General features: G+C 44.6%; 12 protein-coding genes. 8 read left to right on the top strand and 4 right to left on the bottom strand.

The window, feature by feature from the left end:
* Positions 1–8: 8 nt before the first annotated feature.
* Positions 9–1,940 carry a heavy metal translocating P-type ATPase gene (locus tag D1136_RS00620; RefSeq protein ID WP_202623033.1) on the bottom strand — a complete coding sequence of 644 codons (1,932 nt, stop codon included), beginning with the start codon at positions 1,938–1,940 and terminating at the stop codon, positions 9–11.
* 238 nt (positions 1,941–2,178) lie between these two features.
* Between D1136_RS00620 and cysQ the strand changes: the two genes are divergently transcribed.
* The 5 genes from cysQ to D1136_RS00595 all read left to right on the top strand — a co-directional run bounded on the left by cysQ (position 2,179) and on the right by D1136_RS00595 (position 7,268).
* Positions 2,179–2,979 carry a 3'(2'),5'-bisphosphate nucleotidase CysQ gene (gene cysQ / locus D1136_RS00615; protein ID WP_202623027.1) on the top strand — a complete coding sequence of 267 codons (801 nt, stop codon included), beginning with the start codon at positions 2,179–2,181 and terminating at the stop codon, positions 2,977–2,979.
* Between the two features lie 46 nt (positions 2,980–3,025).
* Complete coding sequence (gene cysC, locus D1136_RS00610; protein ID WP_161875681.1) at positions 3,026–3,631, top strand: adenylyl-sulfate kinase; 606 nt, start codon at positions 3,026–3,028, stop codon at positions 3,629–3,631.
* A gap of 105 nt (positions 3,632–3,736) precedes the next feature.
* Positions 3,737–4,648, top strand: coding sequence for a sulfate adenylyltransferase subunit CysD (cysD, locus tag D1136_RS00605; protein ID WP_161875680.1), 912 nt, complete (start codon positions 3,737–3,739; stop codon positions 4,646–4,648).
* Positions 4,649–6,133 carry a sulfate adenylyltransferase subunit CysN gene (gene cysN, locus D1136_RS00600; protein WP_161875679.1) on the top strand — a complete coding sequence of 495 codons (1,485 nt, stop codon included), beginning with the start codon at positions 4,649–4,651 and terminating at the stop codon, positions 6,131–6,133.
* A gap of 28 nt (positions 6,134–6,161) precedes the next feature.
* A complete protein-coding gene (locus D1136_RS00595) occupies positions 6,162–7,268 on the top strand; it encodes a sulfotransferase (RefSeq protein WP_161875678.1) in 1,107 nt (368 codons plus the stop codon).
* A 21-nt stretch (positions 7,269–7,289) separates the two neighbouring features.
* On the opposite strand, the gene D1136_RS00590 is transcribed toward D1136_RS00595, so the two are convergent.
* Both D1136_RS00590 and D1136_RS00585 read right to left on the bottom strand, forming a co-directional pair.
* On the bottom strand, positions 7,290–7,697 hold the full coding sequence (locus D1136_RS00590) for a PaaI family thioesterase (protein ID WP_161875677.1): 408 nt from the start codon (positions 7,695–7,697) through the stop codon (positions 7,290–7,292).
* A 19-nt stretch (positions 7,698–7,716) separates the two neighbouring features.
* Positions 7,717–8,049, bottom strand: coding sequence for a DUF4491 family protein (locus D1136_RS00585; RefSeq protein ID WP_161875676.1), 333 nt, complete (start codon positions 8,047–8,049; stop codon positions 7,717–7,719).
* A 241-nt stretch (positions 8,050–8,290) separates the two neighbouring features.
* Between D1136_RS00585 and bcp the strand changes: the two genes are divergently transcribed.
* The 3 genes from bcp (at position 8,291) to D1136_RS00570 (ending at position 11,990) form a co-directional block, all read left to right on the top strand.
* Complete coding sequence (gene bcp / locus D1136_RS00580; protein WP_161875675.1) at positions 8,291–8,755, top strand: thioredoxin-dependent thiol peroxidase; 465 nt, start codon at positions 8,291–8,293, stop codon at positions 8,753–8,755.
* Between the two features lie 23 nt (positions 8,756–8,778).
* The gene (recA, locus tag D1136_RS00575) at positions 8,779–9,834 is read left to right on the top strand and encodes a recombinase RecA (protein ID WP_161875674.1); all 1,056 of its coding nucleotides are present in this window, start codon (positions 8,779–8,781) and stop codon (positions 9,832–9,834) included.
* Positions 9,835–9,914: 80 nt separating this feature from the next.
* Positions 9,915–11,990, top strand: a complete 2,076-nt coding sequence (locus tag D1136_RS00570) for a S9 family peptidase (protein ID WP_161875673.1) — start codon at positions 9,915–9,917, stop codon at positions 11,988–11,990.
* Positions 11,991–12,041: 51 nt separating this feature from the next.
* On the opposite strand, the gene D1136_RS00565 is transcribed toward D1136_RS00570, so the two are convergent.
* Positions 12,042–13,292, bottom strand: coding sequence for an efflux RND transporter periplasmic adaptor subunit (locus D1136_RS00565; RefSeq protein WP_161875906.1), 1,251 nt, complete (start codon positions 13,290–13,292; stop codon positions 12,042–12,044).
* Between the last annotated feature and the right edge of the window lie 18 nt (positions 13,293–13,310).

Genomic DNA, 13,310 nt, shown 5'->3' with positions numbered 1-13,310 from the left:
CGACAAAGTTACAAATTAAAATTTTTATACTGTATACGGACAGCATTTCCGATAGCAAGCAACGCCACCCCCACATCAGCAAAAACAGCCTCCCAGAGAGTAGCATAACCTCCTGCTCCCAACAGCAATACAAGCAATTTTATTCCCAAAGCCAAACCGATATTCTGCCGGACAATACGGCGGGTATACCGGGCAATACGAACAGCGGCAGCCACCTTCGAAGGAGAGTCATCCTGAATAACAACATCAGCAGTCTCAATAGCCACATCACTCCCCAGACCTCCCATAGCAATCCCTACCCGGCTCATGGCCAATACCGGTGCATCATTCATCCCGTCACCGACAAACGCAATGCGGGTGCCGGAGACACTTTCCAAACGTTTCAATTCCTCAGCTTTTTCTTCCGGCAACAAATCTCCCGAAGCCGATACAACTCCCAGTTTGACAGCCACATCACTCACTATTGCCTGTTTATCCCCGGATAAAATATGTATATTCGTAATCCCCATTTTCTTCAATCTTTTGATGGCCGGATAGCTATCCTCTTTTATGGTGTCGGCCAATTGTAAATACCCCTGATACCGGCCGGCCCAGGCACAACACACAATAGTCCCTGCTATCCGGTTTACCTCTTCCGGATAAGCCACCCCATATTTTTTCAACAAACGGATATTTCCTGCCAGCAGTTCTTCTCCTTCCCACCTCCCCGCCAGCCCATACCCCGCCCGTTCTTTCAATTCTGAAACAGGTTTCAGGCCAATTTCCTGCCGGCAAGCATATCCAACAACAGCTTTAGCTACCGGATGATTGCTCTGTTGTTCTATGGAAGCAACCATCCGAACCAAATCCACCGCATTCATCTCCCCGGCGGAACAAACCTGCTGTACCTCAAAAACCCCTTTAGTTAACGTTCCGGTCTTATCAAAAACCACCGCATTCACCTGGGCAATGGCATCCAGATAATTGCTCCCTTTAAACAAAATACCCCGTCTGGAAGCCGCTCCGATTCCTCCAAAATACCCCAAAGGAATACTTACGACCAAAGCACAGGGACAGGAAATAACCAGAAAAACCAATGCCCGGTATAACCAATCCTGAAATACAAAATGAAAAGCAGGATTTATCCAGGACACTACCCAGGGAATCAATACCACCAACATTGCCATCCCGGAAACCACCGGTGTATAAACACGGGCTAAACGGCGAATAAAAAGTTCCGCCGGAGCTTTTCGCTCCGAAGCTTCCTGCACCAAACGAAGAATTCCGGATAAAGCGCTCTCTTCATAAGACCGGGAAACTTTAATTCTCACCACTGAGTCTACAACTATCATTCCGGCCAATACTTCTTCCGTTTCTTCCACCCGGCACGGTACACTTTCACCAGTCAAGGCCGACGCATCGAAATCCGCACTTTGATGCAACAATATTCCATCCAAAGCAACCCTCTCTCCCGCTTTCACTTCCATAACATCACCCACACACACAACATCGGGCGCTTTTACCTCCACATACTCCCCCGCAACCACCCGCACAACCTCCGGGCGTTTATCCAATAAAGCCTTTATACTCTTCCGGGCCTTACCGACGGCCTTATCCTGAAAGAACTCCCCAACCGTATAAAATAACATTACAGCCACCCCCTCAGGATATTCACCAATATAAAAAGCCCCCAGCGTTGCGATAACCATCAAGGTAAATTCATTGAAACACTCCCCCTCACGTATACTCGTCCAGGCTTTTTGCACAATCGGAATTCCAACAAAGAAATAAGCAACCGTATACCATAAAACTCTCCAATAGGACTGCTGAAAAAATTCCACTTCCAACCCAGCCCCCATACTCCCTCCCACCAACATAAGGAATGCTGCAATAACCCGCCAATACATCCCCATGCTATCTTCTGTATGCTTCTTCGCATGACAACAACAACCATGTTTCATCATATTCTCCTTTCATTTAAATATATGCCTCAAAAATAGAAACATATCCATGCAACCCGGTTGCAAACCATAAATACCGGAGATTTTACACACACCAAACTTAAAGTTTCCGTCTGATACAGAATAAATCAGACATCAGTTGTTGCAATTACTAAAATTTTGGTACCTTTGTCCGGTGCGCAAAATATAAATCTGATACACCTATTCACAAGCTCCCAATTATAAGTATGTTTTAATTATGGATCTACTATTAGAGACAGCTATAAAAGCAGCTTTAAAAGCCGGCGAAGAAATATTGAAAATTTACAACGGTCCGGCTTCGGATTTTGAAATAGAACATAAAGCAGATCAATCGCCTTTAACCATTGCGGACCGGAAATCCAATGAAATCATCATGGAGTATCTGCTTGCCACCCCTTATCCGGTAATCAGCGAAGAAAACAAAACAACCGATTATGCCATACGCAAGCAATGGCAAACCGTCTGGATCGTAGATCCTCTGGACGGAACCAAAGAATTTATCAAACGTAACGGAGAATTTACGGTAAACATCGCTTTAACAGACAACGGAACTCCCATATTGGGAGTGATCTATATCCCGGTGAAAAAGATTCTCTATTACGGAACGTTAAAAGGAGGAGCCTACCGGATAGAAAATATGACACCGGCATCTGCAACGGACTGGAGTAAAACGGAGCGACAGGCAACCAGATTGCCCCTGCCCCGGACAGACTCCACCTATACAGTAGTAGCTTCCCGTTCTCACCTGAGTGGCGAAACAGAAACGTTCATCCGCCAATTACAGCAACAGCATCCGCAGGTGAAACTCATCTCCATAGGCAGTTCCATTAAAATCTGCCTGGTCGCGGAAGGCTCTGCCGATGTGTACCCCCGTTTCGCCCCTACGATGGAATGGGATACAGCGGCAGGCCATGCGATAGCCCTGGCAGCAGGCAAAGGATTATACCGGGAAGACGGACAAACTCCCCTGAACTACAACAAGGAAAACCTGCTGAATCCCTGGTTTATCGTAAAATAGAATGTCAGATAAAACAAACCTTAATCCAATAACCTACAGTAAAAATATGGCACAAAATATTTATCCGATTTTTGAAAAAATGCTACAACGGGAAGACCGGGAAACTTTATTGAACCAGAAAGGCATCATGATTTGGTTTACCGGACTCTCGGGTTCCGGAAAAAGCACCCTGGCCATAGCCCTGGAAAGGGAATTGCATCAAAAAGGAATCCTTTGCCGGATCCTTGACGGTGACAACATCCGCAGTGGCATCAATAACAATCTGGGTTTTTCGGAAGCCGACCGCACCGAAAACATCCGGCGGATAGCGGAAGTCGCTAAACTATTCGTAGACTGCGGAATCGTTACCCTGGCTGCTTTTATCAGTCCGACGAATGCCATCCGTCAGATGGCAGCGGAAATCATCGGAAAAGAAGACTTCCTGGAAGTTTATGTAAGTACTCCCATCGAAGAATGTGAAAAGCGGGACGTGAAAGGCTTGTATGCCAAAGCCCGGCGCGGTGAGATTAAAGACTTCACCGGTATTTCTTCCCCGTTCGAACAACCGGAATCCCCTTTTATAACGCTTGACACCTCCTGCCAACCTTTAGAAGAATCGGTAAAATCACTGATGGCAAAAATAATGCCCAGAATAAAAAACAATAAGCAGTAAAAATACTGATGTCCGGCATCCCCGATACAAGTAAATTTGCAAAAAATATAAACGTGCCTGTGCCATCCCGTAATTGGCATATCAGCACCTTAGACTAATATTGAAATGTCAGAAGAATATAAATTAAGCCACTTAAAAGAGCTCGAAGCCGAATCCATACACATCATCCGCGAAGTAGTTGCAGAATTCGAAAATCCGGTCATGCTCTATTCCATCGGTAAAGACTCCTCAGTCATGGTACGATTGGCAGAAAAAGCTTTTTATCCGGGTAAAGTACCCTTTCCTTTGATGCACATCGATTCCAAATGGAAATTCAAGGAAATGATTGAATTCCGGGACAAGTACGCCCAAGACAATAATTGGGATTTGATTGTTGAATCCAACATGAAAAGTTTCCAGGAAGGAGTCGGACCTTTCACGCATGGAAGTAAAGTACATACCGACTTGATGAAAACCCAGGCTTTGCTGCAGGCTCTCAACAAATACAAATTCGACGCTGCTTTCGGGGGAGCCCGGCGGGATGAAGAAAAGTCCCGGGCAAAAGAGCGGATTTACTCCTTCCGCGACAAGTTCCACCAGTGGGACCCCAAAAATCAACGGCCTGAATTATGGAATCTCTACAATGCCCGTGTGCACAAAGGAGAATCCATCCGCGTATTCCCGCTCTCCAATTGGACGGAATTAGATATATGGCAATACATCCGGATGGAAAACATTCCCATTGTTCCCCTGTATTTTGCGAAAGAACGCCCCATCGTCGAAATAGACGGTAACCTCATTATGCCCGACGACGAACGCCTGCCGGAACAATACCGGGACAAAATACAAATGCGGAAAGTACGGTTCCGTACTTTGGGATGCTGGCCTTTAACGGGTGCCGTAGAATCGGAAGCCGACACGATCGAGAAAATTGTGGAGGAAATGATGACCACAACAAAATCCGAACGTACGACCCGCGTGATTGACTTTGACCAGGACGCCAGTATGGAGCAAAAGAAAAGAGAAGGATACTTTTAAATGCAAAGTTTAAACCCTTCCGGGCCTGTATATTCTCTGAATCCGATAAAAAAACAAACCATGGAAAAATTAAATATAAAAGAATTTCTCGACCAGGATGAAAAAAAAGACCTGCTAAGACTATTGACTGCCGGCTCGGTAGACGATGGCAAATCAACATTAATCGGCCGTTTGCTCTTCGACAGCAAAAAACTGTATGAGGACCAACTGGACGCCCTGGAAAGAGACACCAAACGATATGGAAATGCGGGAGAAAACATCGATTATGCCCTTTTGCTGGACGGACTCAAAGCAGAACGCGAACAAGGAATTACCATAGACGTTGCCTACCGCTATTTCTCCACCAATAAACGGAAATTCATCATAGCCGACACTCCGGGACATGAACAGTATACCCGGAATATGATTACCGGCGGTTCTACAGCCAATTTAGCCATTATCCTGGTAGACGCCCGTGCAGGAGTAATCACCCAAACCCGGCGTCATACCTATCTGGTATCCCTATTGGGAATCAAACATGTGGTACTGGCAGTGAATAAAATGGACCTCGTGGACTACGACCGGAAAGTATTTGACAAAATTGTGAACGACTACAGACATTTTGCAGAACCTTTGGGTATTCCGGACATCACTTGCATCCCCCTCTCTGCTTTAAAAGGGGACAATGTAGTAGAACGCTCAGAAAATATGGAATGGTATACCGGAAAATCCCTGTTGGACTTTCTGGAAACCGTACACATTGGGAGCGATATGAATTTTACCGATTTCCGTTACCCGGTGCAATACGTACTCCGGCCCAATCTGGATTTCCGGGGATTCAGCAGCACCGTTGCTTCCGGCATCGTCCGGAAAGGGGATGAAGTGGTAGCATTGCCTTCCATGAAACACTCCCGCGTAAAATCCATCGTCACTTATGAAGGAGAACAGGATTATGCCTATCCTCCCGAGGCCATCACAATTACACTGGAAGATGAAATCGACATATCACGGGGAGAAATGCTGGTGCATCCGGATAATCTTCCTTTGGTCAGCCGTACTTTCGAGGCCATGTTAGTATGGATGGACGAAAAAAAGATGAATCCCGACGAACAATTTTTTATCAAACATACTACCAATCTCACCCGGGTACAAATTGACAAAATCAGGTATAAGGTAAACGTCAACACTTTGGAACAATCTCCCTGCGAAGCCCTGGAGTTAAACGAGATTGCAAAGGTTATTTTCACGACAGGAAAACCTCTCTTCTTCGACCCTTACGGGAAAAATAAAAGTACAGGTTCTTTTATCCTGATTGACCCGATTACCAACAATACCTGTGCGGTAGGAATGATCATTGATAAAACAGACAGGAAAGACATGCAGGAATTTGAAATTCCTGAAATTCACCTCTCCCGGCTGGGAATCGGAACCGAACACTGGGAAGCTATCGGAAAAGTGGTTAAAGAATTAGACCGCCAGGGGATTGCTGTAAAACTGGTAAAATAATTAAATGTAAATATTACAATCAAAAAACATGGGCCTGCTGGAATTTCAGAAACTTCCGGTCAACACTTTGGTAGGTGCGGACTGGCAAACATTCAAAGGAATAACGCAAAGACAATGCATAGAAAAAGGGTATAAAACCAAATACCAACTGACCAAAGCCGTCTGCCGCCTGTTAAGTATTTTGAAACCCATCCAGGACCGGAGATACAATAAACGTCTGAAAGATGCAGACATGAATATGGAGCCGGTATTTATTCTCGGGCATTGGCGGAGCGGAACAACTTTTGTACATAATGTACTGGCTCATGACAAACACTTCGGCTATACGACCACTTATCAGACTGTTTTCCCGCACATGATGATGTGGGGACAGCCTTTTTTCAAAAAAACCATGGCATGGCTGATGCCGGATAAGCGGCCAACCGACAACATGGAGCTGAATGTCGATTTACCCCAGGAAGAGGAATTCGCTCTGTCTAATATGATGCCTTGCTCCTACTATAATTTTTGGTTTCTTCCGAAAAATATGCTGGAATATTGTGACCGTTTTCTGACCATGAAAAAAGCAACGCCGGAAGAACATCAGGCATTTAAAGACACTTTCCTGAAACTCATCAAAATTTCCCTTTGGAATACCAAAGGCACTCAGTTTCTCAGTAAAAATCCACCCCACACCGGCAAAGTAAAAGAGATTCTGGAAATGTTTCCGAATGCCAAGTTTATTTATCTGATGCGGAACCCTTATACTGTATTTGAATCTACAAGGAGTTTTTTCAACAATACGATACTCCCGCTACAATTGCAAAAAATTTCTCCGGAAGAAATGGAAAATAATATCCTCGAAGTCTATACCCGCCTGTACCATACTTACGAAGAAGAAAAAAAACATATCCCGGCCGGAAATCTGATTGAAATCAAATTTGAAGATTTTGAAGCTGACGCCTTAGGGACAACCGAAAAAATATACCGGACACTGAATATCCCCGGATTTGAGGCAGCCCAAGCCGACATTACAGCCTACTTGGAGAAGAAAAAAGGTTATAAGAAAAATGCTTATAAATACGACCCCAAAACAGTTGAACTGGTAGAAAAACATTGGGACTTCGCTTTAAAACAATGGGATTATAAGTTATAATCCCTGCATGAATCCGGAACTTCACCAGGTGACAATATTGGTAACTCGGTTTACAGTCACTAAAGTTCCGTATTCATCCCGGATTTCCACCTGAACAACGTGAGTACGTTTTCCTAAATGTACAAATTCTCCCCGGGCAATCACAAATTTGCCTTTTGCCTGTTTCAGATGGTTTCCGTTTATTTCAATTCCAAAAGCCTGAAAACGATGTTCCTCCGGGAGAGACATTGCACTGAGAGCCCCTCCCACTGTTTCCGCTAAAGCCATATTTGCTCCCCCGTGTAATAAACCGTCCGGACGACAGGTACGATGGTCGACAGGCATGCGGGCTTCCAGCCATCCTTCTCCGGCAGCAATAAATTCCATTCCCAGACTTTCCATTAAAGTACCGGGGCATAAACTGTTCAGTTGCTTTAAATATTCTTCCATAAAAAACTAAAAAAACACTTCACTTCATCGCTTTATCCGCTCCATATTCTTTCTTCCGTTTGGGATTCATCGGAAACCAGCCTTTTTTGACCCTTTCCCGTTGTTCGAAGATTTCCAGAATCGTCCACAAAGACGAAAAGGCAAAAACCCCGAGCAAAGAAGACCAAAATACTTCCCGTACATATAGTGCCGCCAAAACTCCCGATATCCCTAACAACAGAAATATCCACCAGCAGCGGGTACCGAAATGATACTCACACTTAATGACCACAGGATGAAAAACACCAATTATCAAAAAGGTACAGATACCTATCAGTAATCCCGTCAAATTGTAATTCTGTACAAACTCCATAAAACAGAAATAAAATAAAACGCAAACCAAAATTATAACATTCTTGTTAAAAAGCAACCAGGGAACCAGGTTAAAAATAAACCTCTTTTACTCTCCAACAAATTGAATCTCATCAATCTTTAAATATAATTGCATTTAATAGCTTCTCCTTCATCAGTATTCTGCAAAATTTTCTTACATTTGTATAAGAACGCGTAAGTGTAAACACAACAAATAACACATTGAAAATCATCATTCCATTATGGCTATATCATTAAAAGAAGGAGACAGGGCGCCTTTTTTCCGGGGCATAAACCAAGAAGGAAAAGAAATCAGCCTGAACGACTACAAAGGAAAAAAAATTATCCTTTATTTCTATCCCAAAGACAATACTTCCGGATGTACGGCAGAAGCCTGTAGTTTGAACGATAATTACGACACACTGACCAAACTCGGTTATGAAGTTATTGGTGTAAGTCCGGATGCTCCCGGTTCCCACCAAAAATTCATCGCCAAATATAATCTCGGCTTTCAACTCATTGCCGACACGGAAAAGAAAATCTTACAGGATTACGGCGTATGGGGAGAAAAATCCATGTACGGACGAAAATACATGGGCGTATTCCGGACCACTTTCCTCATTGACGGAAACGGCATTATAGAACGTGTCTTTACCAAAGTAGACACCAAAAACGCTGCGGAACAGATCATCAAATCACTGGATTAATATTAAATAACTATTGATAAACTATGGCAGAAAAAGAAAAGAATCTTGAAAAACTGAAAGCACTTCAACTGACTCTCGACAAGATTGAAAAGAACTTCGGAAAAGGAAGCATCATGAAGCTGGGAGACAACCAGGTTGAGGATATTCCGGTTATCTCCTCCGGCTCTATTTCCCTGGATAAAGCACTGGGAGTCGGTGGATATCCGAAAGGCAGAGTCATTGAAATTTACGGCCCGGAATCTTCCGGTAAAACCACCCTGGCCATCCATGCCATTGCGGAAGCACAAAAACAAGGAGGGATTGCAGCAATCATAGACGCAGAACACGCTTTTGACCGTACTTATGCAGCCAAATTAGGCGTGGACATTGAAAATTTATTGATTTCCCAGCCCGATAACGGGGAACAGGCTCTGGAAATTGCAGACCAGTTAATCCGTTCGGCAGCTATCGATATCATTGTGATCGATTCCGTTGCCGCCTTAACACCTAAAGCGGAAATTGAAGGCAATATGGGAGACAGTGTCATGGGATTACAGGCCCGTTTAATGTCCCAGGCGCTCCGGAAACTAACCAGCACCATCAGCAAAACCAACACTTGTTGTATTTTTATCAACCAATTGCGGGATAAAATCGGTGTTATGTTCGGCAATCCGGAGACCACAACCGGAGGAAATGCCCTGAAATTTTATGCCTCTGTCCGGCTGGATATCCGGAAAATCGGACCCATCAAAGACGGAGAAGAAATTTTAGGCAACCACACCCGGGTAAAAGTAGTAAAAAACAAGGTAGCACCTCCTTTCCGGAAAGCCGAATTCGATATTATGTACGGTGAAGGCATTTCCATTTCCGGCGAAATCGTAGACTTAGGTGTGGAATGTAATGTCATCAAAAAAAGCGGCAGCTGGTTTTCTTATGGAGAAAACAAACTGGGCCAGGGACGCGAAACGGTGAAACAGTTGATCATGGACAACCCCGAACTGGCAGAAGAATTAAAACAAAAAATCATTGCCACCCTGAACGGCAAAACCGATGAACCTGCTCCGGATTCCATACCGGGAGCAAATGGTGACGAAGATTAAACATGTGCTAAATACGCTATGCAGAGGTGGAAAATGAAAAAATTCATATTTCCACCTCCCGCATTTCAAATAGTTATACTATGAAAAAAACGCTATTACCTTTCTTACTTGCATTCTCTATGATGGCATGTGACAGTAAAAATGCGGCAATTCCTGCCGGCAAGGGATATAAAACCCCGGCCGATTTAAAATTGGCATCAGACATCATGACTCCGGAGATACTCTGGTCATTCGGCCGGATCGGAACTGTAAACATTTCTCCGGACGGGACGAAAGCCGTATATGACGTCACTTACTTCAACAAAGAAGAAGACCGGGGATATACCGATTTATATCTGTTGGATTTACAAAACGGTAACTCCGCACGCCTGACCGATACGGAAAACAACGAATCAGACGCCAACTGGACGCCCGACGGCAAATACATCACCTATTTGTCCCAAGGACAGCTATGGGAAATGAATCCGGACGGCAGCAATCCCCGGCAACGGACCAATATAGAAGGAGGTATCAACGGATATTTATACGCCCCGGATATGTCTAAAATTGTCTATCTGAAAGACGTACAACTGGAACCTACGGTACAGGACCTACATCCCGACCTTCCCAAAGCCCAGGCCCGCATTGTCAACGACCAGTTCTACCGTCATTGGAACGACTGGGTTGATGGATATACCCACCTGTTTATTGCGGATTATCATCCTTCCCGCCCCATTACCCAGGGCCAGGACATCATGCAGGACGAACACTGGGAATCGCCGGTACGCCCCTGGGGAGGCACAGAACAATTAGCCTGGACGAAAGACAGCAAAACACTCATTTATACCTGCCGCAAAAAAACAGGAATTGATTACGCTGAATCCACCAATACCGATTTATATGCATACGACACGGAAAGCGGAAAAACAGACAACCTGACGGAAGGAATGATGGGATATGACAAAAATCCGGTCATCTCTCCGGACGGAAAGTATATGGCCTGGGAAAGTATGGAACGCGAAGGGTACGAAGCAGACAAGGTCCGGTTGTATGTGATGGACCTTACCAATAGACAAAAACAAGATTTTACCGAAGGTTTCGACCAAAATGCAGAGGGCTTGAAATGGGGAGATAATCACACCATCTGGTTTATTTCGGACCGGCACGCTACTGATGAAATCTATTCCCTGGAAATCCCTACTGGAAAAATCACAAAACACACGGAAGGAATACACAACTACACTTCCGTCTTTCCTATCGGTAATACCCTGATTGCCACCAAACAATCCATGAGTAAACCGACAGAAATTTATAAGGTGGATCCCCAAACCGGCAAGGATCAAGAATTATCGTTTGTCAACAAACCCCTGCTGGACCAGTTGACTATGGGAAAAGTCGAAAAACGCTGGGTAAAAACGACAGACAACAAGGATATGCTGGTATGGATGGTCTATCCACCCCATTTCGATGCAAATAAAAAATATCCGGCAATTCTTTATTGCGAAGGAGGACCGCAAAGTACCGTCAGTCAGTTCTGGAGTTACCGTTGGAACTTACAACAATTGGCTGCCAACGGTTATATCATTGTCGCTCCTAACCGCCGAGGCTTACCCGGCTTCGGACAGGAATGGCTGGAACAAATCAGCGGTGACTACTCCGGTCAGAACATCCAGGACTACCTGTCGGCTATTGATGACGCGAAAAAAGAGCCTTACATCGACGAAGAACGTTTAGGCTGCGTAGGGGCCTCCTACGGTGGTTATTCCGTATACTATCTGGCCGGTCACCATGACAAACGGTTCAAAGCCTTTATTGCCCATTGCGGAATCTTTGACCTGAAAATGCAATATTATACCACCGAAGAAATGTGGTTTGCCAACTGGGATATGGGAGGAGCACCCTGGGAAAAAAACAATAAAATTGCCCAACGTACTTTTGCCCACTCTCCGGACCTGTTCGTCGGCAACTGGGACACCCCCATCCTCGTCATCCACGGGCAAAAAGATTTCCGGATTGATGTTTCCCAAGGCATGGCAGCTTTCAATGCCGCCCGCATGCGCGGCATTCCTGCCCAATATCTCTATTTCCCTAATGAATGCCACTGGATAACCGGTTGCCAGGACGGCATCCTATGGCAGCGTACATTCAAAACATGGCTGGATAAATGGCTGAAATAAACTGTTCTCCCTGTCATCCCGGTTTTCGGGACGACAGGGAAAACATCACTTTTATTTTAAAATCAGCCTCTCATTATTCCCGAACATCTCATACCCGGAAGTAATAACCTTTTCCCCCTCTTTCAGGCCTTCTACCATTTGGTAAAATTGCGGATTCTGCTTCCCGATCTTTATCTGCCGGCGATAAGCTTCCGAACCGTCAGGGCTGACTACAAAAATCCACCGTCCGCCGGTACTTTGATAAAAAGCTCCACGAGGTACTAACAACGAACTGTCCGATTCGCCCAATTGCAAATTAATATGATAAGTCTGACCGGTACGAATGTTTTCGGGCTTCTCGCCTTCAAAAACAAGGTCCGTACGAAACTGCCCTCCCTTAACATCCGGATATACTTTCGATACTTTCAACCGGAAATTTCCTCCCTGACGCTCCAATGTGGCGGATAAATCCCTCTTTACACGGTCAATGTAATGCTCATCAATCCGGGCAACCACTTTATAATCATCCAACACGCTAATCATGCCCATGTTGGTCCCTTGAGGCACCTGTTGCCCGGTCTCTACCGCCAACGTACTCAATTGTCCGTCTATCGGAGCCTTCACATTCAGGTTTTCATACCGCTCCTTCACCATCTTTACGTTAGCCTGCATATTACGCAACCCCATCTCCATATTTTCAATTTCTATGCCCTGATAAACAGAATCCTGAGCCTGCTTTTGCAATACCAGCTCATTATTCTTCACTGCCATTTCATAATCCTCTTTAGCCGTAATATAATCCTCTTTGGCTATTAAATCCTCTTCAAATAATTTCTTGTTCTGCTCAAACCTTCTTTTCTTACGTTCTATATCTATTTCATTTTGTAAGCGGGTCTGTAACAAGGTCAACCTTTCTTTTTCTTTTTGCAACAAAAGATTTCTCAAAGCATTTTGTTTCTCTGCCAGCTGGGATTCGTTATCCAACACCGACAATTCCAATCCGGGATTCTCCAACCGTAAAATCACCTGCCCCTTTTTCACCATAATTCCTTCTTCAATCACCTTCTCCACCACCCGGCCGGTCTCCAGCGAAGTCAGTTGTACAAAGGTTTTGGGTTCCACATTACCTGCCAAACGGATATAATCATTAAATATCCCTTGCTTCACTTCTTCAATACTAAGCTTATTCCGGTCTACACGCAAAGTGGATGTATGATTTCCCCAAATCAACCATCCGACAAACACCACAACCAACGCTCCACCCACCCCATAAGGGATATGTTTCTTTTTTAGTCCTTTCTTTTGTTCGATAATTCTATCCATCATTCCTATTATTTATTT

This window comes from Odoribacter sp. Z80 (assembly GCF_009935865.1).
Classification (GTDB): Bacteria; Bacteroidota; Bacteroidia; order Bacteroidales; family Marinifilaceae; genus Odoribacter.
Note: the sequence above shows the minus strand (reverse complement) of the source record. Positions and strands in the feature narration are given on the sequence as shown.

Excerpts from the sequence above, each read along its gene's own strand:
- D1136_RS00620 (WP_202623033.1), bottom strand. The coding sequence starts at position 1,940 with ATGAAACATGGTTGTTGTTGTCATGCGAAGAAGCATACAGAAGATAGC.
- cysQ (WP_202623027.1), top strand. The coding sequence starts at position 2,179 with ATGGATCTACTATTAGAGACAGCTATAAAAGCAGCTTTAAAAGCCGGC.
- cysC (WP_161875681.1), top strand. The coding sequence starts at position 3,026 with ATGGCACAAAATATTTATCCGATTTTTGAAAAAATGCTACAACGGGAA.
- cysD (WP_161875680.1), top strand. The coding sequence starts at position 3,737 with ATGTCAGAAGAATATAAATTAAGCCACTTAAAAGAGCTCGAAGCCGAA.
- cysN (WP_161875679.1), top strand. The coding sequence starts at position 4,649 with ATGCAAAGTTTAAACCCTTCCGGGCCTGTATATTCTCTGAATCCGATA.
- D1136_RS00595 (WP_161875678.1), top strand. The coding sequence starts at position 6,162 with ATGGGCCTGCTGGAATTTCAGAAACTTCCGGTCAACACTTTGGTAGGT.
- D1136_RS00590 (WP_161875677.1), bottom strand. The coding sequence starts at position 7,697 with ATGGAAGAATATTTAAAGCAACTGAACAGTTTATGCCCCGGTACTTTA.
- D1136_RS00585 (WP_161875676.1), bottom strand. The coding sequence starts at position 8,049 with ATGGAGTTTGTACAGAATTACAATTTGACGGGATTACTGATAGGTATC.
- bcp (WP_161875675.1), top strand. The coding sequence starts at position 8,291 with ATGGCTATATCATTAAAAGAAGGAGACAGGGCGCCTTTTTTCCGGGGC.
- recA (WP_161875674.1), top strand. The coding sequence starts at position 8,779 with ATGGCAGAAAAAGAAAAGAATCTTGAAAAACTGAAAGCACTTCAACTG.
- D1136_RS00570 (WP_161875673.1), top strand. The coding sequence starts at position 9,915 with ATGAAAAAAACGCTATTACCTTTCTTACTTGCATTCTCTATGATGGCA.
- D1136_RS00565 (WP_161875906.1), bottom strand. The coding sequence starts at position 13,292 with ATGGATAGAATTATCGAACAAAAGAAAGGACTAAAAAAGAAACATATC.